Annotated in this window: 18 protein-coding genes and 1 riboswitch; of the genes, 13 read left to right on the top strand and 5 right to left on the bottom strand. The window is 47.2% G+C overall.

Features of this window, described 5'->3' with window-relative positions:
- Positions 1 to 47 precede the first annotated feature (47 nt).
- Positions 48 to 1,874 carry an APC family permease gene (locus GQF01_RS18480; protein ID WP_161408183.1) on the top strand — a complete coding sequence of 609 codons (1,827 nt, stop codon included), beginning with the start codon at positions 48 to 50 and terminating at the stop codon, positions 1,872 to 1,874.
- Between the two features lie 293 nt (positions 1,875 to 2,167).
- Here GQF01_RS18480 and GQF01_RS18475 read toward each other — a convergent pair whose 3' ends face one another.
- A complete protein-coding gene (locus GQF01_RS18475) occupies positions 2,168 to 2,695 on the bottom strand; it encodes a hypothetical protein (protein WP_161408182.1) in 528 nt (175 codons plus the stop codon).
- A gap of 286 nt (positions 2,696 to 2,981) precedes the next feature.
- Positions 2,982 to 3,150: riboswitch (cyclic di-AMP (ydaO/yuaA leader) on the top strand.
- A gap of 119 nt (positions 3,151 to 3,269) precedes the next feature.
- Between GQF01_RS18475 and GQF01_RS18470 the strand changes: the two genes are divergently transcribed.
- The 10 genes from GQF01_RS18470 to GQF01_RS18425 all read left to right on the top strand — a co-directional run bounded on the left by GQF01_RS18470 (position 3,270) and on the right by GQF01_RS18425 (position 15,186).
- The gene (locus GQF01_RS18470) at positions 3,270 to 3,686 is read left to right on the top strand and encodes a hypothetical protein (protein ID WP_161408181.1); all 417 of its coding nucleotides are present in this window, start codon (positions 3,270 to 3,272) and stop codon (positions 3,684 to 3,686) included.
- Positions 3,673 to 4,221, top strand: coding sequence for a hypothetical protein (locus GQF01_RS18465; protein ID WP_235959919.1), 549 nt, complete (start codon positions 3,673 to 3,675; stop codon positions 4,219 to 4,221). Before GQF01_RS18470 ends, GQF01_RS18465 begins: the two co-directional genes overlap by 14 nt.
- Before the next feature lie 156 nt (positions 4,222 to 4,377).
- Entirely contained in the window at positions 4,378 to 4,455 is a 78-nt protein-coding gene (locus GQF01_RS37105) for a potassium-transporting ATPase subunit F (RefSeq protein ID WP_145659149.1), read from the top strand.
- 47 nt (positions 4,456 to 4,502) lie between these two features.
- Positions 4,503 to 6,173, top strand: a complete 1,671-nt coding sequence (gene kdpA, locus GQF01_RS18455) for a potassium-transporting ATPase subunit KdpA (protein WP_161408254.1) — start codon at positions 4,503 to 4,505, stop codon at positions 6,171 to 6,173.
- Positions 6,174 to 6,203: 30 nt separating this feature from the next.
- A complete protein-coding gene (gene kdpB, locus GQF01_RS18450; protein WP_161408180.1) occupies positions 6,204 to 8,246 on the top strand; it encodes a potassium-transporting ATPase subunit KdpB in 2,043 nt (680 codons plus the stop codon).
- A 28-nt stretch (positions 8,247 to 8,274) separates the two neighbouring features.
- On the top strand, positions 8,275 to 8,838 hold the full coding sequence (kdpC, locus tag GQF01_RS18445) for a potassium-transporting ATPase subunit KdpC (RefSeq protein WP_161408179.1): 564 nt from the start codon (positions 8,275 to 8,277) through the stop codon (positions 8,836 to 8,838).
- 73 nt (positions 8,839 to 8,911) lie between these two features.
- On the top strand, positions 8,912 to 11,212 hold the full coding sequence (locus GQF01_RS18440; protein ID WP_161408178.1) for a histidine kinase: 2,301 nt from the start codon (positions 8,912 to 8,914) through the stop codon (positions 11,210 to 11,212).
- A gap of 7 nt (positions 11,213 to 11,219) precedes the next feature.
- Entirely contained in the window at positions 11,220 to 12,779 is a 1,560-nt protein-coding gene (locus GQF01_RS18435; RefSeq protein WP_161408253.1) for an ATP-binding protein, read from the top strand.
- Positions 12,745 to 13,440, top strand: a complete 696-nt coding sequence (locus tag GQF01_RS18430; RefSeq protein ID WP_161408177.1) for a response regulator — start codon at positions 12,745 to 12,747, stop codon at positions 13,438 to 13,440. The genes GQF01_RS18435 and GQF01_RS18430 overlap by 35 nt, the downstream gene beginning before the upstream one ends.
- A 72-nt stretch (positions 13,441 to 13,512) precedes the next feature.
- Positions 13,513 to 15,186 (top strand): ribonuclease J, encoded by a 1,674-nt coding sequence (locus GQF01_RS18425; RefSeq protein ID WP_328803480.1) that lies wholly within the window; start codon positions 13,513 to 13,515, stop codon positions 15,184 to 15,186.
- Between the two features lie 307 nt (positions 15,187 to 15,493).
- On the opposite strand, the gene GQF01_RS18420 is transcribed toward GQF01_RS18425, so the two are convergent.
- The 3 genes from GQF01_RS18420 to GQF01_RS18410 form a co-directional block, all read right to left on the bottom strand.
- Positions 15,494 to 16,486: a zinc-binding dehydrogenase gene (locus GQF01_RS18420; RefSeq protein WP_161408175.1), complete on the bottom strand. Its 993-nt coding sequence runs from the start codon at positions 16,484 to 16,486 to the stop codon at positions 15,494 to 15,496.
- Positions 16,487 to 16,646: 160 nt separating this feature from the next.
- Positions 16,647 to 17,477 carry an exopolyphosphatase gene (locus GQF01_RS18415; protein WP_161408174.1) on the bottom strand — a complete coding sequence of 277 codons (831 nt, stop codon included), beginning with the start codon at positions 17,475 to 17,477 and terminating at the stop codon, positions 16,647 to 16,649.
- Positions 17,478 to 17,805: 328 nt separating this feature from the next.
- Complete coding sequence (locus GQF01_RS18410) at positions 17,806 to 18,495, bottom strand: response regulator transcription factor (RefSeq protein WP_328803483.1); 690 nt, start codon at positions 18,493 to 18,495, stop codon at positions 17,806 to 17,808.
- 287 nt (positions 18,496 to 18,782) lie between these two features.
- On the opposite strand from GQF01_RS18410, the gene GQF01_RS18405 reads away from it, so the two are divergent.
- The gene (locus GQF01_RS18405; RefSeq protein WP_161408172.1) at positions 18,783 to 20,081 is read left to right on the top strand and encodes an EAL domain-containing protein; all 1,299 of its coding nucleotides are present in this window, start codon (positions 18,783 to 18,785) and stop codon (positions 20,079 to 20,081) included.
- A gap of 10 nt (positions 20,082 to 20,091) precedes the next feature.
- Positions 20,092 to 23,331 (top strand): response regulator, encoded by a 3,240-nt coding sequence (locus tag GQF01_RS18400; RefSeq protein WP_161408171.1) that lies wholly within the window; start codon positions 20,092 to 20,094, stop codon positions 23,329 to 23,331.
- Positions 23,332 to 23,389: 58 nt separating this feature from the next.
- Here GQF01_RS18400 and GQF01_RS18395 read toward each other — a convergent pair whose 3' ends face one another.
- The gene (locus GQF01_RS18395; protein ID WP_161408170.1) at positions 23,390 to 23,722 is read right to left on the bottom strand and encodes a DUF5658 family protein; all 333 of its coding nucleotides are present in this window, start codon (positions 23,720 to 23,722) and stop codon (positions 23,390 to 23,392) included.
- Positions 23,723 to 23,915: the final 193 nt, after the last annotated feature.

The raw sequence follows: 23,915 nt of genomic DNA, 5'->3' as shown, positions 1-23,915 counted from the left end.
AGGGTAATTTAAGGGAGGATGAACTCAAAAAATTTGGCGGTGGTATGATGTTGTCTGCATTGAAAAGGTTACTTATCGGTCAGCCTTTAAAATCAGCCGAATTAGGGGATCAAAAGCTGAATAAAACAAAGGCATTAGCGATCCTGTCTTCCGACGCATTATCATCGGTCGCTTATGGACCTGAACAGATTCTGATTGTGCTTATCACCATAAGCGCCGCGGCCCTGTGGTATTCGGTACCGATCGGTGTCGGTGTGCTCATTCTATTACTCGCTCTCATTTTGTCCTATCGACAAATTATTTTCGCGTATCCCCGTGGGGGCGGAGCATATGTCGTTTCGAAAGAGAATTTGGGTGTGAATGCAGGCCTTCTCGCAGGAGGCTCCTTACTGGTGGATTACATCCTCACGGTGGCGGTCAGCATTTCGGCGGGGACAGACGCCATTACTTCTGCCTTCCCGTCGCTCCATCCCTATAATGTGAACATAGCTACTCTGCTTGTGATCGCGATAACGATCCTGAATCTTAGAGGGATCACCGAGTCAGCTTCGATTCTGGCCTATCCTGTCTATTTATTCATTTTGGCGTTGTTTATATTAATCTGCGTTGGCTTGTATAAAGAGGTGACTGGAACAGTCTCTCCTGAAGTGCATGTTACTATGGGGACGCCGGTTGCCGGAATTACATTGTTCTTGTTATTAAAAGCTTTCGCCTCCGGGAGCTCGGCCTTAACGGGGGTGGAGGCGATCTCCAATGCGATTCCAAACTTCAAAGAGCCAGGTCCGAAAAATGCCTCGAAAACCTTGGCGGCTATGGGATTGCTGCTTGCCATTTTGTTCTCGGGCATCGTGTATTTGGCTTTTGCCTACGGCATCGTTCCCAAAGCTCAGGAAACGGTAGTCTCACAGATTGCCTCCTATACATTTGGGAGGAACTACATGTACTATATCATCCAAGGCACCACCGCGATGATTCTTGTGCTTGCTGCGAATACCGGATATTCGGCCTTTCCTTTACTTGCTGTTAATTTGGCCAGGGACAAATACATCGCTAGAATGTTTACGATCAGAGGGGATCGATTGGGGTATTCGAACGGGATCATTTTCCTGGCGATTATGTCGATCATTCTGATTATAACGTTTAAAGGCCGGACGGAGCACCTCATTCCGCTGTATGCCGTTGGTGTATTTATTCCCTTTACGCTCGCGCAAACAGGGATGCTGGTGAAGTGGGTACGCGAAAAACCCAAAGGCTGGATCGTCAAACTAACGATCAATTTGATTGGCGCATTGATTAGTTTCACCGTCATGCTGATCTTTTTTATCACGAAGCTGGGGCAGGTATGGCCTGTGTTTATTTTCCTCCCCTTGATTGTCTATACGTTCCATAAAATCAAAAAGCACTACGAGGCTGTCGGAGAGCAGCTCCGAATCACGACATGTGAGCCTTCCGTGGAAATCAAAGGCAATGTGATGATCATACCTGTCGCGGGAATTACACATGTCGTGGAAAATTCCATGAATTATGCCAAATCGCTGGCGCCAGATCAGATTATTGCTGTATATGTGGCGTTTGATCGGGAGGCGGAGAAGCAGTTCCAAGAGAAATGGGAGTGTTGGCAGCCGGATGTGCGGTTAGTGACGCTGCATTCTCACTACCGAAGCATCATCCAACCGTTGACGAAATTCATCGACACCGTGGAACATAAGGCGAATGAGTCGAACTACCGGGTAACGGTCTTAATTCCGCAGTTCATTCCCAAACGAAACTGGCAGCACATTCTCCATAATCAGTCCAGCTTGCTGATCCGCGCGTTTCTGTTGTACAGGCGGGATCTGATCGTGACGACGGTGCCGTATCATTTGAAGAAGTAGAAGCTAATAAAAGTACAGGAATCGGCGGTAATGCGCCATTTCTGTACTTTTTGCATGTAGTGGGAAAAACTCCCTTTAATTCATGGGGATTCTGGCTCGGAATACATAATAACTGGAAAAATTCCAGTTAATTTACTCTTTAACCCTGATTATAAGCTCAATCGCCAACATTAACGGGAGGAATTCCATGTATTCCTGGCTGTAGCTGTGTTACACCACTATTTAGCGGAGTATTTCCAGTTAATCTACAGAGGAGCCCTCCAAAGTTCAAAAAAGGCCGCCCCCTCGGTCATTTAATGACTTTCGTGATAGCTCCGTGCCTTTATGGTTCTTCCAAGGTGGTGCTCTCGTTGCACCCGTCGGATAAACGCTTGAAGTTCCTGCTCGGTTTCACACACAGCCGCGTGCTCTAACCAAAGGAAAAACTTTTTTTTACATATGGCAGAAGCATGCAGCGGGAAGCTATCTCTCGATTTGATCACATATAAGCCAGAGGGAACGTCCTTCCAGGGCGCTGTGAAATTCAAGCGGATAGAAAGCCTCGATCGCTTCTCCCAATCTTGCTCCTTTTGTTTATTTCGTATAGACCTGTACATGTTCATAATCACGTAATGCTCGGAGATCTCGGTCCACTTGGTATATCCAGCTTGCTGCGCTTTGTGAATAACTTCCGATTTCTCCTTACAGAACCAGTACCCGACAATAACAGGGAAACGGTTAGCTTCTTCTAGCCATAAGACACCGAACCACTCGTAAGTTAAAGCGATTGGGTTTAACACTTCGGGGATTAACCCCAAATAATAACGGGTAGCGGAAGCCATCGTCATTTCTCCTTTGTACGTAAGACCTGACAGAAATAATGTGTGTGTGTTCTGCTCCTTAATTGTAAGGCTGAGAGTGATAAAAATGGGGTAAATAAAAGTGGGGTAACCCATAAAAAAACGATAAAAATGGCGTAAATGGAAGGAAAACGAAGCTTGGGTAGGGATAATGAATGCTTTATTTCATTGAAAGCGCACCCATTGATCATTATGCCGAAAATGAGATCGCGGTACGTTTTACAGGCTGAGCTCCAGGGCGTAAGATTCAGATCATCAACTTCACAGCAAGTTGAAAACGCTGAGTCCCCGCAAGGGGAACGGGGGAACCAATAGAGGACGGCTCTAGAGCAACGTCTTCGTGGGGTGAATCCAAGGCAAGCTCCAGCTTGCCAAGGTAGGGTGCTTCCAAGCCCGAATCCGACAGCTAACCTCGTAAGCGGATTGGGAGAGAGCCAACGTTCTATCGTGCTAATCACAGCTTGTATCTACAAGCTGCCATGAAGCCCGAGAGCAGAGATTCTCTGCTCGCAGGCTTCTTTTTGTTGTCCAAAAATTGAGGAGAGTGAATCTACCAATGGTTCCCGAATGCAAGATTACCCGAATTGAATGCTATCGCTTTGATGATGAGTTATCCGACAAATTACTGCCTGGACATGGCCGCGACTGCTTATGCGGCATACTTTCGATCTCAACAAGTCTGGGGACGAGTGGTTTAGGAGATTATGAAATTCCGTGCGGCAACCTGAAGGGGGATCTCGTTCAATGGGCTGTTGTCTTTCAGAAGCTCAAAGGGCTTTCCCTTGAGGACGGTTTGGAATACGTTCATCAGAAGAAAGAGGCATGGGGGGAAACGAGGACTCATGTTATAGAGTCTGCATTAACGGACTTGTCAGATAAGCTTCAACATAGATCTATAGGCAAAAAAGAGCTGGATATTCTATCGAATCGTTCCTATATCTTTGACCATTCAGAGGCTTATGTCTCTTTCTAAGCAGGCATTTTTATGCTTTTTTTATATGCACGCTATAGATTCTTTACCTCATTTTTATGCAGTTCGGCGTTACAATGAGTCAGGAAAGGAAGCGATGAAAGTCATGCAAAGCGATTTGCTGCTAATAGCTGCGCCGACGAAAGCCGGTGAGGACTTTATGAAACAAATAAAGTTGAGTGGCTTCCCTTTTATTGCATTAACCAACAATAAGATGGAAAAACTCAAGCTAGAGGGGCAGGGAGTGAAAAAAATCATCCAAGTGGATACATCGGTACCGGGTTCATCTACACCCATCATCCCCGATTATCCAATCGGAAACATTATTTTGTTCGAAGAGAGCCTAACGTTATGCTGCCGCTATATTCAGATATGCCGCAGCTGGACATCGGGGTCCATGTATGTGATTACCCAAAGCGTAAATCCTAGATTGATTTATAAAGGGTTAGGCGCTGACTACGTTATTTATTCTAAAAATGGTGATGTGAAGTTCCTTTTATCCACTTTATTACAAACAAATAAATTAGGTACTGTCTGATTTGAAGGAGGTGCGCTATGTACAACGATGTGACTATGATTTTATTAATGGCATTAACCTTCCTGGGGTTCTGGGGATTTATGAAATTTTGTGAAAAAGCGTAAACATATGCTTTCGATGCAAGTTTTTGAATGAAAACTTATAGGAGGCAACCAAATGATTGTGATTGGACTAATTGCGGTAGCTATCATGGTGTATCTCGGTTTTGTTTTAGTGAAGCCGGAGAAATTCTAATGGATAAATATGAACTTAAGTAAGCAGGGGGAGAACCTACTATGGGTATGGGATTGTTACAAGTAGTCATTACACTGGTGGTTATCATGCTTTTGGTGAAGCCAGTGGGTAGTTACTTGGTGAAAGTATTTAGCAGTGAAAAGAGTGGCCTGGACCGTGTGTTTGGTCCCTTCGAGCGTGTGTCCTATCGCCTAATGGGTGTTAAAGAAGAAGAAGCGATGGGTTGGAAAAAGTACTTAGGAGCTGTATTAATCGTCAACTTTGTCATGATGATCCTGATGTACGCCGTGTTCCGGCTTCAAAAGTATCTACCACTTAATCCCGATGGGATTGGTAATGTATCGCCAACTATTGCTTTCAATACAGCAATTTCCTTTATTACGAATACGAACTGGCAAGCTTACAGTGGTGAAAACACAATGTCCTATCTATCTCAAATAGTAGGGCTAACGTTCCCGATGTTTACGTCGGCGGCAACCGGCTTCGCCGTGGCTGTAGCTTTTATCCGCGGACTTGTTGGCCGTCAAGACAATCTTGGAAACTTCTACGTAGATATGACAAGAGCGATTACTCGCGTATTTCTGCCGCTTAGCTTCATTGTTGCTTTAGTTCTAGTTTTTCAAGGTGTACCTCAGACTTTGCTGGGAGCTGCTCAAGCGACAACGATTGAAGGGGCCGAACAAACGATTACTCGCGGCTTGGTCGCTTCATTTGAATCGATTAAGCACATTGGCACCAACGGTGGTGGCTGGTTCGGGACGAATGCAGCGCATCCTTTTGAAAATCCAACGCCGTTTACCAATATGATCCATATCATTTGTATGATGCTGCTTCCTACATCACTGGTGTACGCATTCGGATTAATGATTAAAAACAAAAAGCAAGGCTGGACCGTCTTCGCTGCTATGGGAATCATCTTCCTGGTCATGCTTTCTACGATATTCTACGCGGAGTACAAAGGTATTTCTGCTGTAGATGCGCTTGGTGTGCATGGCAATATGGAAGGCAAGGAAGTTCGCTTCGGATTATCCGAAACAGCGCTTTTCACAACCGTTACTACGGCGGCTACAACAGGCTCTGTTAACGCGATGCATGAGTCGCTTACACCGCTAGGAAGCATTGTTCCTTTTGCGGAAATGATGTTGAATAACGTTTTTGGTGGCAAAGGGGTCGGCCTGTTAAACGGGTTGCTTTATCTCATCTTGTCCGTATTCATTTGTGGACTAATGGTTGGACGAACGCCAGAATTTATGGGCAAAAAAATTGAAGGCAAAGAAGTGAAGCTGGCTGCGATTGCGATTCTGACACATCCGCTCATTATTCTAGCACCAACAGCTTGGGCGCTCATTCGCCCTGAATCGGTCACTTCCATAGCGAATCAAGGCATGCATGGTCTATCTGAAGTCCTCTACGCGTTCACCTCAGGTGCGGCTAATAACGGATCTGCCTTCGGTGGATTGAGCGCTGGAACGAACTTCTATGCGATGAGTATTGGTTTGGTTATGCTAGTAGGTCGGTACATCTCGATCATCGCCATGATTGCTATAGCAGGTTCACTCGCAACCAAACGTGTAGTACCTGTTACAACAGGGACACTTCGGACGAATACGCCTCTATTTATGGGGATTTTGATCATGATTATTTTAGTTATCGGTGCTCTAACGTTCTTCCCGGCGCTGGCATTGGGACCGATTGCTGAACATTTGGCAGCGCGTTAAGGATAGACGTAATAGAGAGGGAGGATTTACATGGCAGTGGAACGTAAAAAAACATTATCAAAAGAAATTGTCAATCAAGCTATCGTGGATTCATTCAAGAAACTGAATCCAGCGGTAATGATTAAGAATCCGGTTATGTTCGTGGTTGAGGTAGGAACCGTCATAACCTTGCTGTTATCACTTGCTCCTGATCTATTTGGCTCGACAGAAGTAGGCAGGGCTTATAATATCGCGGTCTTTCTCATTTTGCTCTTCACACTGCTTTTCGCTAACTTTGCGGAAGCGCTGGCGGAAGGGCGAGGTAAAGCTCAGGCTGATTCGTTGCGGAAAACGAAGTCTGATACGAAGGCTCGTCTGGTTCAAAAAGACGGCTCCTATAAGGAAGTGTCCTCCACGACACTGCGTAAGGGCGATGTCGTTCGCATTGAAATCGGTGAGATCATCCCTTCCGATGGGGAAATCATTGAAGGCTTAGCCTCCATTGATGAGTCGGCTATTACAGGTGAGTCTGCTCCTGTTATTAAAGAAGCGGGTGGCGACTTTTCCTCGGTAACTGGCGGTACCCGGGTAGCGTCTGACTATATCGTTGTCAAAGTGACGACTGATCCCGGCGAGTCTTTCTTAGACCGCATGATTGCGCTCGTTGAAGGTGCCAAACGGCAAAAAACGCCGAACGAAATCGCGTTAACGACACTGCTTGCTGTATTGACGCTGATCTTCCTGATCGTCATTATGACGATGGTGCCGATGGCACAGTATTTAAATGTTAAATTAGAGATTTCCACGCTGATCGCTCTGCTGGTTTGTCTCATTCCGACAACAATCGGCGGCCTCTTATCCGCAATCGGTATTGCCGGTATGGACCGTGTAACGCAGTTTAATGTTCTGGCGATGTCTGGTAAGGCGGTTGAAGCTGCAGGCGACATTGATACGATGATTTTGGATAAAACGGGGACCATTACATTCGGGAATCGGATGGCGTCCGAATTCGTTCCTGTAAATGGTGTAACGGCCAAAGACGTCACGTTTGCTTCCCTGCAAGCTTCAGTCAAAGATGAAACACCAGAAGGACGCTCCATTGTAGAGCTTGCCAATAAACTTGGCGAATCATGGCAAACGAGTGCGTACGAAGGTGCGGAAGTTGTCGAGTTCACGGCTGAGACACGTATGTCAGGGCTTAATCTCGTCGGAGGCTCCAAAGTTCGTAAAGGCGCGGTTGACGCGATCAAAAAATATGTAACAGCTTTAGGCGGCAAAATTCCTAATGATTTAGAGACAATTACGAACCGAATTGCTAAGGCCGGAGGCACTCCGCTCGCAGTGGCGATTAATGAGCGAATATATGGTGTTATTTACCTCAAAGATACGGTAAAACCTGGCTTGAAGGAGCGCTTTGCCGAGCTGCGTGCAATGGGTATCAAAACCGTGATGTGTACAGGGGATAACCCACTGACAGCTGCAACGATCGCTCTTGAAGCGGGCGTAGACGAGTTTATTGCAGAGGCGAAACCGGAAGATAAAATTGCTGCGATTAAAAAGGAACAGCAAGAAGGCAAGCTCGTAGCGATGACAGGCGACGGAACGAACGATGCGCCTGCACTGGCACAAGCGGACGTAGGTTTGGCGATGAATTCAGGTACGATGGCTGCGAAGGAAGCTGCCAACATGATCGATCTGGATTCGGATCCAACGAAACTGCTTTCTGTTATTTCCATCGGGAAACAGCTGCTGATCACGCGTGGAGCTTTAACGACGTTCTCCATCGCAAATGATATCGCTAAATACTTCGCGATTATTCCTGCGATGTTTATCCTAGCTATGCCGCAGCTGCAGGCCTTGAATATTATGAATCTGGCATCGCCGGAATCAGCTATTCTATCTGCTTTAATTTTCAATGCCATTATCATTCCGCTGCTGATTCCAATAGCGATGAAGGGCGTTAAATATCGCGCGATGTCAGCGGATCGATTATTGTCTCGCAATGTGCTGCTGTATGGTATTGGTGGTGTGGTCGTACCTTTCATTGGGATTAAAATCATTGATATGGTACTTCACGGACTGAATATCGTTTAAAGAGAAAGAGAAACGAGGAGATAGCGTCATGAAATCGGTTTTCGTAGCAATTCGTGTATCTATATTGTTCATGATCGTTTGCGGGCTCATCTATCCGCTTGTTACGACAGGTGTAGCTCAAGTCTTATTCCCCAAGCAAGCGGATGGAAGTCTGATCGAATCCGGCGGAACGGTCATTGGCTCGGAATTACTGGCTCAAGGCTTCGAGTCCCCTAAGTTGTTTCATCCGAGGGTATCTACAGCCAAGTATGATCCGACAGCTTCCTCAGGCTCCAATACGGCGGTAGCTTCAAGCGATTATGCGGCTTCGTTGGCCGAAAAGATTGATGATTTGAAGAAGGAAAATCCAAGCTTAACCGATATTCCTGCTGATTTAGTCACGATGTCTGGCTCGGGCTTCGATCCGGATTTGTCACCGGAAGGGGCTAAGGCACAAGTGCCTAGAATCAGTAAAGAAACGGGAATTGCAGAGAACGTGCTTAACGGTCTCGTTGATCAGTTTACAAAAAGCAGACAGCTCGGTTTTCTCGGTGAGCCAAGGGTGAATGTAACTGAACTGAATATAGAGCTGCTAAAACAAGTGAAGTTGTAAGTAGCAGGCAACCACTCTCGATAGGTCGAGAGTGGTTTCTGCGTCATTTTGAGGAGAAAGGAGTGGTGCTGGATTGGACGGTTTCAAAAGAAAAACGCCGGAAGAGATTCTATTATCCATCTCCAAATTACATCGTGGAAGCCTGAAAATATATATCGGTGCGGTCAGCGGCTCAGGAAAGACGTACCATATGCTGCGGGAAGGGCATAATCTGAGGCAGCAGGGGATTGACGTGGTCATCTGCGCAGTATCAACCCTGCAAAGGCCAGAAACCGTGGAACAATTAGGAGATTTGGAGAGAGTGCCGAGCATTCATTGGATGAAAGACGGCGTTGAGCAAAAAGATTTAAATCTGGACGCATTAATGGAGAGAAATCCCGAGGTTGTCCTCGTAGACGGGCTGGCCCATCTTAATCGACCAGATGCCCGGTTCCCTAAGCGCTTAGATGATATTAAATTTCTACTCGCCAATAATATTAGTGTGATTACCACTGTGAATGTGTATGAGCTGGCTGCCACGAGGGATGTTGCTCATAAGTTAACAGGTATTGAAGTGGGCCATTGTGTGCCCTCAGATACGCTGGAGCTGGCTGATGAGGTTCGATTAATTGATGCAACGCCCGAAATGATTCTTAATCGACTGGAAGAAGGCCATCTCAAGGGGAATAAAGATTCTGCGCTATTCAAGCGAGGTAACTTAGGCGTACTAAGAGAACTGGCCTTGCGTCTTGTTGCAGAGGACGTGAATGACTCCCTGGAAGCGCATCGTGAGCAGATGGGGATTCTAGGTCCGTCAGGGGCGACAGAGCGCATTCTCGTAACTGCCCAATATCATTGGAATGGCTCCATTTATGTGCGGAGAGGTCAACAGATTGCCAAGCGATTGAACGGTGATCTTCATGTTGTGACACTGCGTAAATTCAATAAACCGCTCTCGAAGGAAGCGGCTGCTTTTCGAAGGTCCATCATGAAGCTTGTTGAAAAAGTAGGCGGCAAATTCGAGGAGCTGCCGCTGCGAATGCGCCGTTGTATTCCTAAGGCTTTAGTTAGTTATGCCATTCATCATAAAGTTACTCGTATTGTCTTAGGGCATTCCAAACAAAGCAAGTGGCAAACTTTTTGGCAAGGGTCTGTGATCAATGGCATTTTGAAAAGAGTCAAGAATATCGATGTGTTTCTGGTTGCTGATCGTGCCTCTCGGGATGGGGAGCGCATTCTTCCTACTCATATGCAAGTGTCGAAGGAGCCGTACAAATATAAGCGTCTTAGCAATCAAGAAGTCCAAGCAAAAATTGAAAAAATCAAACGAGGGAGGTTCAAAGTCTATATTGGAGCCGCCCCAGGCGTAGGGAAAACGTACACTATGCTGCGCGAAGGCAATGATTTGCTCAAAAAGGGCATTGATGTGAAAATCGGGTTGCTTGAAACGCACGGAAGAAAGGGCACGATCGAACAGATTGGAGAACTAACCATTATGCCGCGGGCAGAAATTGCCTATCAAGGTGTAAAGCTTGAGGAAATGGATACGGAAGCTATTATAAAAGCGCGGCCTGAAGTCATTCTGGTGGATGAATTAGCCCATTCGAATGTACCTGGAAGTAAATATAAAAAAAGGTATGAAGATGTGCTGGATATCTTGGAAGCAGGCATATCCGTCATTGCAACGGTAAATGTACAGCATTTGGAGAGCTTAAATGACGCCGTGGAGCAAATTACGGGCATTCGGGTTCGTGAAACGGTGCCGGACAGTATTCTTCGGGCAGCCGATGAAGTGCAGCTAATTGATGTGGCTCCTGAAGCCCTACAGCTTCGTATGAGGGAAGGCAGGATTTATGCCATGGTCAAGGTAGATCAAGCGTTGAATAACTTTTTTAAAACTGGCAATCTGATCGCTCTCCGGGAGTTAGCCTTGCGTGAAATTGCTGATGATGTAGATGAGCGGTTGGAATCTATGGAACGCAAGAGCTCGCTCCGCGGTCCATGGCGGAGAAAAGAAGTGATTTACGTCTGTATCACGGAAATATCACAAGCTGACCGCTTAATTCGCCGGGGATTTCGCATCGCGCACAGGCTTAAAGCGACTTGGTATGTAAGCTTTATAGACGTGGGGAACGCAGAGCAGTGGAAGTCTAAGCTAGAAACTTTAGAGAGGCTTACGGTTAGGCTTGGTGGCGAGTTTGTGTATCAAGAAGTGATGAGTCGCAAAGCCATCCCAGCCATGTTCGCATCTCAAGCAAGCTTGGCAGGGGCTACGCAAATTATTGTGTGGAAAGATACCACAGTCAAAAAGCTGCTGCCGCTAGCTTCCCAGATGGATGTGTTAATTGTAGCTGATTATGATTTGTGGCAATCCGCAGGAAATAAGGTAAAATGAGAGTATGATGAACAAAACAAATGGTTGGATCAGCTGGAAGTCATACGTGATTACAGCTCTTTTTATTGTCGTCGTGACCTTGGTTTTACAAGTTCTTGGTGACTTTTTAGGCTTGGTGAACATTTCTCTTTTCTACTTGCTTCCTGTCCTTTTCAGCGCTGTGCGCTGGGGAAGGGGACCTTCCTTTTTTGCTGCAGCAATGGGCGTCTTATCCTTAGATTTCTTATTTGTCCCTCCTGTGTTTAGTCTCACAGTTGCGGATTTACGCTATTTGATCTCATTTCTTGTCTTTATTTCGGTTGCCGCCCTTACAGCAAGCTTGGCTTCGAAGCTTCGCAATCAGATCCATCAAGCTCAGCAGAAAGAAGCGAGTACGGCTGCACTGTATGCGCTAAGCCGCAAGATTACAGCGATTTCGGATTTAGAGGTACTGCTTAATCAAATCGTGCTGCATGTCTCGGAAGCATTGAATGCAAAAGCTGCGATTCTATTGCCGAATCCGGGCGGGGAACAGCAAGTAGAAGCCTATTCCAAGGACGGGAGTGAGTGGGCGACAGATGAATCCCACTTGTCTATCGCAGCTTGGGTTTACAATCATCATGCGAGCGCAGGGCGTGGCACACATTCGTTGAGGGAGTCGTCTACGCTTTACGTCCCCTTCGAAACAGATCGTCAAGTACACGGTGTATTAGCTGTGTATGTCGGGGACCGATCGTTAGAAGAGATGCCGGAGCTTATACGTATCATCGAAGCGCTCTCGGATTTGGTTGCTGTAGCGATTTCTCGCGTCAAGCTGGCTAATGAAGCGAAAGTCGCGCAGCTGACGGCCGAGTCTGAGAAGCTGCGGACCGCGCTGCTGGATTCGCTCTCTCACGAGCTGCGAACGCCGCTAGCTACGATCATAGGCTCTGTGACGGGGCTGCTGGAGAGCGAGGCTGTATTTAGCCCTGAAGACCGACGCGAGCTGCTGCTGACTATTCGTGAGGGTTCAACACGGATGAATAGGCTGGTCGGCAACTTGCTCGGCATGGTTCGGATTGAGAGCGGCATGCTCCGGTTAAATAAGCAATGGTGCGGGATCGAGGATGTCGTAGGCGTTGCACTTTCTCAGCTGAAGGATGCTTTGCTGAATAGAAAGGTGAGCATTCGACTTGCGCCTGATCTTCCCTCCGTCCCGCTGGATGATGTGCTGATTGAACAAGTACTTATTAATGTAATCAGCAATGCCATCAAGTATTCGCCGGAAGGAAGTGAAATCGTCATTGAAGCGGCTCAGCGCCGAGAAATGCTTGAATTGACGATTAAGGATGAAGGCGCAGGCATTGCGGCAGGTGACTTGGATCGTATATTCGAAAAGTTCTATAGGGGACAATTAACCAAACATATTCCCGGAACAGGACTCGGGCTCGCGATCTGCAAAAGCATCGTAGAAGCCCATGGCGGGCAAATCACAGCACACAGAAATGAACCCAAAGGAACGGCTATTCATATTAGTTTGCCATTACAATTCGCTGAGAAACAGGGGGATAAGCATGACAGCAACTGGGGCGAAAATTTTAATTATTGATGATGAAGCGCAAATTCGCAAGCTGTTGCGAGTTACGTTGAATGCGCATGGCTTCGATGTGACGGAGGCCGCTACGGGGCAGGAAGGCTTATTGCAGGCTACGATGGTTCGGCCAGACCTCATCGTGCTGGACCTCGGCTTGCCTGATATGACAGGGATGGAAGTGCTAAAGCATATTCGTGAGTGGTCGCAGGTGCCGATCATTATTCTAACGGCCCAAGATCAGGAGCAGGATAAGGTGGCTGCCTTAGACCGGGGAGCCGATGATTATGTGACGAAGCCGTTTGGCATGGGAGAATTCATGGCTCGTATGCGGGTCGCTTTACGCCATATCGCTAAGACACAAGATGAACCGGTGCTGAAACTAGGGGATTTGGTTATTGATTTATCCCAGCGGGTCGTTGAACTTCAGGGGGAGAAACTCAAGCTGACGCCTACCGAGTATGATTTGCTAAAAGTGCTTGCCCTCAATGCCGGTCGCGTAATGACGCATCGTCAATTGCTCAAGCAAGTATGGGGCGGTTCACAGTATGAATCCGACAGTCAATATCTGAGGGTATATGTCGGCCATTTGCGGAAGAAAATCGAAGAAGATTCGACAAGACCCCGCTATATTTTGACAGAGCCAGGCATTGGATACCGCTTTGCTTGGCAGGAATAGCACCATCTTGCATAGCCTTACACCACTTGTGGGAAATTAACGCAAATGAAAGTGACACAGGGGGTAAGTAAGGTGACCAAGCTGGACGCGCAATTATCGGTCTTCTCCTTAGGCGGCATTAATGAAATCGGCAAAAACATGTATGTCGTCGAATATGCAAATGACATCATCGTGATTGACTGCGGCTCTAAATTCCCGGATGAAACACTGCTTGGCGTGGATCTTATCGTGCCTGATATTACCTATTTGCTTGAAAATAGCGATAGGGTCCGTGCTCTGGTCATTACGCATGGGCACGAGGATCATATCGGGGGTATTCCCTACATACGCAAACAAATCAATGTACCCATCTATGCAACGCGCCTAACGCTGGGGCTCATCCAAGTGAAGCTGAGAGAGGCTGGTTTGCTAGCCAATACCAAGCTTATCGAGATCACCTCCGATTCCAAGATTGCGCTTGGGGGCATCACGTCCACTTTTTTCAAAACCAATCACAGCATCCCTGATTGTCTTGGGGTTGTTTTTCATACGCCCGAGGGAGCGGTTGTCCATACGGGAGATTTCAAATTCGACCTTACACCGGTCAATAATCAGTATCCGGATATTCATAAAATGGCGGACATTGGCTCGAAGGGAGTCATGCTTCTTCTATCTGAGAGCACGAATGCGGAGCGTCCGGGGTATACACCTTCGGAAAGCCAGGTTGGGAAGCATATCGAAGAGGCCTTTCATAAAGCGAAGCAAAAAGTGTTCATCGCCACCTTCGCCTCCAATGTCCATAGGCTTCAGCAGGTAATCGATGCCGCGCAAGCGACGAATCGCAGGTTAGCCTTGCTGGGCCGCAGTATGGTCAATGTCGTGAGAATCGCCTCCGAGCTAGGCTATTTGACGCTCCCTGATGGGATGCTGGTGGAGGCGGCAGAGATCGGCAGCCTGGCATCCGATCGGGTTGCCATTCTCTGCACGGGCAGCCAGGGAGAGCCAATGGCCGCTTTATCGCGGCTATCCCGCTCGAACTACAGGAATGTAGAGATCCATCGGGGCGACACGGTCATCCTATCCTCATCGCCGATTCCGGGGAATGAGCGCAATGTCTCCAAGACGGTAGACCATTTATTTAGCCTTGGGGCGGAGGTTATTTACGGCTCAAGCTCAGTGACGGGCATGCATGTTTCTGGCCATGGCAGTCAGGAAGAGCTCAAATTAATGCTGACGCTCATGAAACCGAAGTATTTCATTCCGATTCATGGCGAATATCGGATGCTTCATCAGCACCGCATTCTGGCGGAGTCTGTTGGCGTCGAGCCTGCGAACATTTTCATACTGAACAATGGCGATGTGGTAGATATCAAAGAAGCAGCTGCGACGCAAAGCCGCAAAGTCACGGCGGGCAATACACTCGTTGACGGTTTGGGCGATGTCGGGAATGTTGTTTTGCGTGACCGGAAGCAGCTTTCGGAGGATGGGATCCTTATCGTGTTTCTTCTTCTCAGCAAAACGGATGGCAAAATTCTATCAGGACCCGATATTATCTCGCGAGGATTCGTCTATGTGCGTGAGTCGGAGGATCTCATAGATCGAGCGAGCATTCTGGCCGCAGATACGGTGAACAGGCTGCAATCGGGGCAGGAGCCGCTTAACCAATGGAATGTGCTGAAGATGAATGTGAAGGAAGTGCTGGGGCGTTTCTTTTATGAGAAAACGGGCCGGAGACCCGTGATTCTTACGATTATTACGGAGATCTAGTAGACCCAATACCCAGGGAAATGAAGAGGAACTACGGTCCGCTATTTCACTGCCAATGTGGCATTGCGCTAGGCAGTAGGAACTACGTTCCTCTATTCCGGCCAGTTTGCCAGAAAACCTATGGTTTCTGGGCAAATAAGCGCCTGTAGTTCCGCCCGGAAGATGAAATTAGTAGATTTCATCTAAATAACGGACCGTAGTTCCTCATACGGCCGTGGCGGTCTCTCTCAGCGAGGTCTCTCTCAGCAAAAAAGACTGTCCCTCAAGTAGTTTGCGCTACTTGGAGGACAGTCTTTGTTTTATTCACCTATACAGGCAGCAGCAGTACTTTGCCTGAGGTCATGTTGGCCGCGTATTGCTCTATGGCATCCACCGTCTGACGGAGCGAGAAGGTTTGGCTAATCTCGGTCTGGATCTGCGATCCGACCGATTTCTTCATGGAGCCTTGCAGCGAGAGCAGCTCAAAGATGGATTGGGTCTTCACCCAGTCGGACGCCCAGAAGCCCGTGATCCGCTTCCGGCGGAAAACAAGATCATCTGCGTTGATCGTTGTTGTGCTTCCTCCCAGCAGGCCGTATTGAAACAGCGTGGAACCGTCCGGCAGCGCTGAAAGCACGGTACCTGTCAGGTCCCCACCTACGGCGTCGAAGCATACGGTAGCTCCAAGGTCATGAGTCTTCCGTTTGAGTTCGTCTGCGAAGGCTGGAGAGCTGCTGTTCACGATATGCTGCCCGCCTATCTCTCTAAGGAGCTGCGCATGCTCATCTTTGCGCACAACACTTATGACGGCTAGGCCGTTCTCCTTGCCTAGTTGTACTAGAATTCTGCCGAGTGCGCTGGCTCCGGCCGTTTGCACGATCGCTTTGGACTTGTGCTGCTTCGCGATCTTCACCATCGCCATGGCGCTTGCCGGATTGACGAAGAAGACAGCACCTTGCTCGTCCGTTACGTGGTCGGGCAGAACCATGCAAGTCATCGCACTTGCTTTGGTATATTCCGACCAGGAGCCGTAAACCTCGGATACGAAGGCAACACGTTTGCCCTTCAGCATGCGGGCTACGAGGCTATTGCCCGTTGCAATGACCGTTCCGCACCCTTCCATTCCGCCGACTGATGGCAATGCGCGTTTAATGCCATAATTACCGGAAAGAAATAAGATGTCCGCGGGGTTAATAGAGGCTGCATGCACCTTGATGAGTACTTCGTTACTGTCTATCTGGGGAATGACCGTTTCGCCGAATTCAATGCCCGAAACCCCGTTGTATGTCTTGATCAGCGCTGCTTTCATCGTTTGTGCCATATGTGAGGACCCACCAATCAGTAGATGAAATTATGATTAACTAATGTACACTGTATTATATAATACGCGGTGAGTTGGTAGGTTTTGATAACATCAAATTTTCACTAAGATTTGGTCAAAAGGGTGCCTTAGGGCACCCTTTTGGTGACATGCTGCACGATTATAATTGATTCATAAAGCCGTGGGTGATATTCAGGTCGGAAGGCATAAATTTGCTGGTGCCTGATTTAATCAGCCCGGCAAGGACGACACAATTCGAGGCGATGGCACCGCGCATCCATTTTGGATCGAAGGGGGAATTGTTTTCTAAAGCCGAAAGCTCTAGCAGAGCCAGTTGGCGTGCGAGTTTGGTGAAATCGCTTCTTGAGCAGTAGATATCCTGTTCAAGCTCGATCTGGAAATGGCGCAGATAGGACTTCTCACCGCCCGTATAAGCGAATTGCCCCAGCGATGCGGGTAAGCGGGAGGAGAGCCATTTGATGCATGTAGTAATCTGCCTCTGATGGGGTTCTCCAAGTAACTGAAATTCCTGATTCAAATCCGAAATACCGAAAGGAATGAGATAAGGAGCCTCGCACTCCTTCGTAATAATCTGAATCCTGCTGCTTCCAACATTGATGACGTCAAGATAGCTAGGGATATCCGATTCGCTAATTGCTCTTCGCAGCAGTTCCGCTTCTTCCTTCTGGCTGATCGTCCGATAAGCGATCCGCAGATTTCGGCAGATCTCCTCCATATGCCCAGAGAGACGCGGCGACTGCCGCATGGCTTCCGTCCCGAAGGCCTCAACGTTACTAGGAGGCGCACCCTCTACGTAGGAGCCTTGTGTGGACAGCAAAGACTTAAGCTGGTCTTCAATCGATGGCAGGTTGACTTCGCTCTCCAAGAGCTCCCATGTAAGAACATCCACTTGCTCGATGCCAATTTCTGATTTCTTGAATACCTTGGCGCTATGACTGCCCAAATCCAAAATTAATTTATCACTATTCATAAGAGTTCACCTGTTTGTCCCTTTAGTAATGGTTATCGAACTGTGAATCCCTGTCTAGTTAAGTGCCATTTGATGTATATATGATTTTTTCTTATAAATAAAGGCCTCAGAAGTCCAATAATAAATGATTAATGTTTTCTATGTCAACCAATTTATGTTAAAAATATGGAAAAAGTTTCTTGGATATCATATTACAACAGATTGCATGGTTATCCGACAAAATGGGGCAAGACGAAGGGAACTACAGGAGGCTATTTGTACGATATCCGAGAATTAAAGAAAAGACCACCCCTCGGGTCATTTCTGACCCTTGAGACGGCCTCTTCATTTATAAAACAAATTTATAGCCTACACCCCAGACCGTCTTTATGTATTTGGGTTCTTTGGGGTTGACTTCAATTTTCCTTCGTAAATTCGTAATATGTACATCGATAGCACGATCGTTGACATAGGAGTCGAAGCCACGCAAAGCGTTAATCAGATCCTCCCGGCGATACACACGTTCAGGGTGCTCGTACAGCAGCCGAATGAGCTCGAATTCGGAGAATGTCATGTCGACGGGTTCGCCTCGCACATAGAGCGTTCTTTTTTCCGAATTAATGTTCAAATCAACAGGCGGTACGGAAACAACTTGCTGGACAAGCGGATCTTCATGTGGATGGGCTTGTTTGAAGCGACGCAGAAGTGCTTGTATGCGGGCCTTCATCTCGTGCATGCTAAAAGGCTTGCATAAGTAATCGTCAGCTCCTACTGTAAACGCTTCAACTTTTTCGCTGACTTTGGAATTAGAAGAGATGATAATAATGGGAACGGGCGTTAAGCCCCGCAAGGAGTTGCATAAATCTGTGCCTTCAAAATCAGGAAGCATGAGGTCCAAAAGAATAAGATCCGGTTCAAATTCGCGAAGTGCGGCAAGGCCTTCCTGACCATTATGAGCTCTAAGAACTAAGAAGTTCTCTTCGGTCAGATACATACAGACCATTTCGCCGATAATATCATCGTCCTCGATTAAAAGCACCCTGTCCAATTATAAACTCCCCCAAACTAAGTTTAGTTTCTAATGCCTTTCATGGATGAACAGAGGGATCAAAAGTCCTAACAAATTACCTACTCAACCTATTATAAGGTGTCGAAATTTAAGAGTAAATCGCTCTCATACACTTTTTATCGGGAAATTGTTAGCAAATTGTTAGCGAAAAGGGATTAGAAAAACGTACCATTTAGGTAAGTTACCTAATAAGTGGAAAGTACAATAGGAGTTAATACGTTTTTTTGTGGAAATTGCTTGTGGGGGGTGTAAATGAAGTGGGTCTTTTGAATAGGTATGGAGTCCTGATTGTTAGTGATTCTAATGAGGTAAGAGAGAGGCTGCTGCCCATCTTTCAGAGAGATGAACAGTTCATCATAACAGGCACTGCGAAGCACGGAAATGCCGCAATGGGCTGCATCCTTGCTGGGAGACCGGATTTGGTGATCATCGATTTGGCGATGGCCGACATGGCAGGCATTATGGCGTTTCAACTCATTATGAATCATCGTCCAGTTCCTATTATAGTGCTTAGTACGCATACATCCGAAGGTACCATGCAGACCATTCAGGCTATGAGGATGGGCGCTGCGGATTATTTTCATATAGAAATGCTTGCAGGGCAAATGTCCCACGAAACGATGACGACCTATTTCCTGGAACGCTGTAAAATGGCGATAGTAAAAGGCATTCAAAGGGTGTACGAGTTTCCTGTTAAATCCGTAGAAATTGTGGAAACTACGCTCTCTGGCTCGCTGCAGTCGAAGCATGACCAATTTCAAAGACGAATGGATATAGAATTTCATTTGCGCAAAGCGATTACGAATGAGGAGTTTCATCTCGTTTATCAGCCCGTCGTTGACGTGTATACGAACCGGATTGTCGGTCTTGAGAGCTTAATTCGTTGGGACAATGCGTCATTGGGGCAAGTGCCTCCTTGCGATTTTATCCCAGTAGCGGAAGAAAGCGGCCTGATTCATGAGATCGGAGAATGGGTGCTAAGAGAGGCTTGCACACAGAGTATGAAATGGCAGGAAGCAGGGCTTCCCCATTTATTCATGGCTGTTAATCTGTCCAGACGTCAGTTCAATGATAGCGGGCTTAGCGCGATGATCCAGAAGATTTTAGAGGAAACAGGCTTACAGCCGAAGTATTTGGAGCTTGAAATTACAGAGAGCATGAGTATGGATGTCAATCTGGCCGCAGATGCACTCAGTCAGCTGAAGAAGCTTGGCGTGCGCGTCGCGATGGATGACTTTGGCACCGGATATAGTTCGCTAGGCTATTTAAAGGATTTTCCAATCGATAAGTTGAAGATAGATCAGTCCTTTATTAAGGGTTTGAAACATCGGGAAGTGAATGCGGCTATCGTGAATACCGTGATTACGATGGCCAAAAACTTAAACCTGCTCGTAGTGGCCGAGGGTCTGGAGACCGAAGAGGAGCTTCAAGTATTAAGGGACTGCGGCTGTCGTTTCGTGCAGGGCTATTATTTCAGCAAGCCGGTTCTGGCGGAGAGCATTGAGCACATGCTGAACGCGGATACGCGAAACAAACCAAACAGGATCGTTATTTAAGTATAGGCTGGTGATTGTTCTGCTGCGTGAGTTGATTACCAATTTTTCAATTATTACCGTGTTTGTTCTATTCGTTGAGCAATTCTTCATTATGACGAAATTGGATCAGAAACCAACGTGGTACTACAAAGTTTATGTGGGTCTCACCCATGGCATCCTAGTTATCATTCTCGTTTTTTTTGGCATGACGGTTGATGGCCAGATAGGTCTTAATTTCCGAGGCGTAGGTTTTCTTCTCGCCGCATATTTGGGAGGATATCCCTCGATCCTTATCACCTTTTTTATCCTATCGATATGGCGTTTCACGCTAGATAACTCGATCCAGCTGCCGCTGCTATTTATTGGATTGGCAGCCGTTCTAGGAACCAACTTTACGATTTCGAAAATGCGCACCTACTGGTCCAAATGGTTATTCGGGGGAGCGTTCTTATATGTGTTCTACTATGGAATGGTTTGGGCTGTGTACCGTACACCGCTTCAACTGATATGGACATACCTCATCTACCAAATGGTGTGTGTGGTGGTTGTGGCCTGTTTTCTTGGTTATCTGATCCGCAACCGGGAGTACAAGCTGCAGATTCGGCAGGTGGAACAGGAACTCATTGATATGCTGCGCTTACAGCCGGGTTATACGTTTAAATTTCACAGGCACCGGGACCATTTTGTATATATATTGATTGAAGGTCAATTACTTTATCAGCTAGGTTTGAGACCCAGTCAGTTTATCGGGAAAAAAACGCACGAAGTCAATGAATTAGGAACCAAGTTCATGGACTTTCTACAGCAATATTATGAACAGGCATGGAAAGGGGAACGAGTCACTTATGAATACGACTGCCAAGGCTTTACGATCCTCGTTTCCTTGCAGCCTATCTTTAAATTTGGCGCGGTTAGCGAAGTAATTGGATCAGCGGTGGATGTGTCAGAGCATCGTGCTGCTCAGTTGAGAGCTAGGGTCAGAGACGAGCAGTTCCGGACTTTGGTGGAAAATTCTGAGGATTTCATTCTCAGGTTTCGATTGGATGGAAGCGTTGCCTCTGCCAATTATAAAATGTATCAAACGTACCAACTGACACCTGAACAGGTAAAAGGCAAGCAATTGAGCGATGTGATTCAGATGGACAACCCCCCGAAGTGGGAACGGTCCTTCACACAGGCGATCATTAACGGCAAGACGGAGCAATTCGCTATTAATTTCTTACTGCCGGATGGCGCTGAGCATGCTTACAATGTTACTTTATCCCCCCTGTTCAATGAGAAAAGAACAGAAATCATTGGGGTTACCGGCACGGTCCACGATATTACAGATCTTAAGAAGCGCGAAGAGGCTGATGAGTCCAACCGGGCCAAAAGTCAATTCCTGGCGAGGATGAGTCACGAAATTCGCACACCGCTTAATGGCATTTTAGGGCTGTCGCTTCTGCTGCAGCGAACCGAATTAACACCGCTGCAGAAGGATTATTTGAGCAAAATGGACGCCTCTTCGAGTGTCCTGCTCGCGACGATTAACGATATATTGGATTTCTCGAAGATTGAGGCGGGCAAATTAATTTTGGAGAAGGTAGACTTCTCCTTGGAAGAGTCGCTCCAAAGGGTCGCCGATCTGGCTAGCGTATCGCTGGGCAACAAACGAATCGAGATTTTGTTGGATACGTCAGAGGATTTGCCTGACATCGTCAGCGGGGACTCCTTTCGATTAGAACAAGTACTTATTAATTTATCGAATAATGCCATCAAATTTACGGAAGAGGGTCATATCCGGCTTCAAGTGCAGCTTGAGGAGTACGCAGAGGAAGGCGTGATTCTATCTTTTGCTGTGGAGGATACGGGGATAGGCATCTCTAAGGAACAGCTGTCACAGCTATTCCTGCCGTTCTCGCAAGCGGATACATCCACTAGCCGGAGGTACGGAGGCACAGGCCTCGGGCTCGTTATCTGCCAGCATCTCGTGCAGTCCATGGGAGGCGTGCTGAGGGTTGAGACGAGGCTAGGCGCAGGCAGCCGCTTTTACTTTAGTCTGTTGTTCGGGCGAAATAAGCAGATGGAAGAAGACATGTACCTTCAATTTAGGCAGCGTCTGCTGCTTCAAGAAAACAAGCGTGTGCTAGTTGCCGAGGATCATCCCATTGCTGCGCAGCATGTTTCCGGGCTGCTAGACTCCTTCCAGCTGCAGGCGACGACGGTCCTGGAGGTATCTGATTTACTAGCTGCGCTGGAACAAGGAGAGGGAGGATCAGGCCAATCGGCTTTCCGCTACATACTCTTGGATATGCAGATGGATCCCATGCAGCATCAGGCGATCTGGCAGCGTGTGCTGAATGCGGTAGACCGCTCCCGAACTCATGTCATCGCGCTTACGACGCTGGAAGGCAGAGAAGAAATGAGCGAGCTCCCTGAAGTATTGAAGGCTGACGCTGTTCTGGTAAAACCGGTAAGCAGGTTGTCGCTGCGGAAGGTTTTGCAGGTTCTGAGTGGGCAGAAGCCTGATCCCAACAGGTGTAATAGCAGTAAGGAGTCATCTATGGCAGAGGGAACACTTTTGCAGTCCAAGGGGCACATTCTGGTAGCTGAAGACAACGAGATCAATCAATTGGTGATCACGCAGCTTCTACAGCAGCTCGGCTATGAAGTTGTCATCGCGCAGAATGGCTATGAGGTTCTGGAACGAGTAGGGCAGCACGCCTGGAAGCTTATTCTCATGGATATACATATGCCGGAGATGGATGGCTATGAGGCAACGCAAAAGCTAAGGCAGCTAAAGCCCATGCAGCGAATTCCGATCATCGCGCTTACTGCAAACGGATTCGTGAAAGACCCGATGCAAATGCTGAAGCTAGGACTCAATGGCATCTTGGTTAAACCCGTGAATGAGAAGCAGCTGTCTGATATGCTGGAGAAGTGGCAGGACTTGCAATGGCTAATGCACATTAAGGGCATAGATACGGAGCGAGTGCTGCGGAATATAGATCAGAAAATCCACATCTTTCAATACATGATTGAGAAGTTTAAACAAGACTATGCTTGTTTCACGGAGAATCTGCTGCCCCCTTTCATCCATCAAGAAGATGCTGTTGCTCGGCGTATGGTGCATACACTGAAAGGAGTGGCCGCGAATTTTTATGCGGAGTCCTTGTTAGCGGCTGTCTTGGTGCTTGAGAAAGAGATGGAGTGTGAAATCAATCTGGATGCCTGTAAGGAAGGGATTGTCCGGGTGCAGCTGGAGATCGATCAAATTATAGCGACCATCTAGGAGATGAAATGAAAGAGGAACCTGGCAGAAAGTTATTGCTAGGTTCTTTGCGCTGCTGCTAGTTGGTAGCAAGATAGGTAAGCCCGTACGATAACCAGACGAAGTGATAGGCATTGACGGCTCCATAGATAATGACCGTGAGGGACAGACAGGGTCTGACCCAAGTGCGTTTCCGAATATAAGGGTAGAAGGCCATAAGCAGCACAGGAAGAATGAGTTTAAGGAAGTAATAACCAGCGACATGCCATTCATATACGCTTCGTATCAGAGGATTCAGTTCTTCGATAAAAGACAGATGCAGGCCAATGTCTGTGAATAAGGCGTCACATAAGCATAATATGAACAGCCAAAGAAGTAGTTTGCTTTGAAGAAAATGGCGGATGACAGGCATAGAGTCCTCGCTTTCGTCGCAGGAATGAATAAGCACGATTCACATTAATGATACACTTTGTATCAAGTGAAAGCAACCGGAGCTGCTGCGTTGCTCTAGGAAAAATGCGCAAAATCAAGCGGAGAGCGGAGGAGGAATTCCGTCTGAGGACTGATTATCAAGCGAGTGATCTCTTTTACAATGAATGCGAGCA

This window comes from Paenibacillus silvestris, assembly GCF_009882985.1.
GTDB lineage: Bacteria > Bacillota > Bacilli > Paenibacillales > NBRC-103111 > Paenibacillus_E > Paenibacillus_E silvestris.
The sequence above is the reverse complement of the archived record's forward strand: the minus strand, read 5'-3'. Positions and strand labels throughout refer to the sequence as shown.

Bases quoted from the DNA above. Each gene is read 5' to 3' on its own strand.
- GQF01_RS18480 (WP_161408183.1), top strand. From the start codon at position 48: ATGTTGTCTGCATTGAAAAGGTTACTTATCGGTCAGCCTTTAAAATCA.
- GQF01_RS18475 (WP_161408182.1), bottom strand. From the start codon at position 2,695: ATGGCTTCCGCTACCCGTTATTATTTGGGGTTAATCCCCGAAGTGTTA.
- GQF01_RS18470 (WP_161408181.1), top strand. From the start codon at position 3,270: ATGGTTCCCGAATGCAAGATTACCCGAATTGAATGCTATCGCTTTGAT.
- GQF01_RS18465 (WP_235959919.1), top strand. From the start codon at position 3,673: ATGTCTCTTTCTAAGCAGGCATTTTTATGCTTTTTTTATATGCACGCT.
- GQF01_RS37105 (WP_145659149.1), top strand. From the start codon at position 4,378: ATGATTGTGATTGGACTAATTGCGGTAGCTATCATGGTGTATCTCGGT.
- kdpA (WP_161408254.1), top strand. From the start codon at position 4,503: ATGGGATTGTTACAAGTAGTCATTACACTGGTGGTTATCATGCTTTTG.
- kdpB (WP_161408180.1), top strand. From the start codon at position 6,204: ATGGCAGTGGAACGTAAAAAAACATTATCAAAAGAAATTGTCAATCAA.
- kdpC (WP_161408179.1), top strand. From the start codon at position 8,275: ATGAAATCGGTTTTCGTAGCAATTCGTGTATCTATATTGTTCATGATC.
- GQF01_RS18435 (WP_161408253.1), top strand. From the start codon at position 11,220: ATGAACAAAACAAATGGTTGGATCAGCTGGAAGTCATACGTGATTACA.
- GQF01_RS18430 (WP_161408177.1), top strand. From the start codon at position 12,745: ATGACAGCAACTGGGGCGAAAATTTTAATTATTGATGATGAAGCGCAA.
- GQF01_RS18420 (WP_161408175.1), bottom strand. From the start codon at position 16,486: ATGGCACAAACGATGAAAGCAGCGCTGATCAAGACATACAACGGGGTT.
- GQF01_RS18415 (WP_161408174.1), bottom strand. From the start codon at position 17,477: ATGAATAGTGATAAATTAATTTTGGATTTGGGCAGTCATAGCGCCAAG.
- GQF01_RS18395 (WP_161408170.1), bottom strand. From the start codon at position 23,722: ATGCCTGTCATCCGCCATTTTCTTCAAAGCAAACTACTTCTTTGGCTG.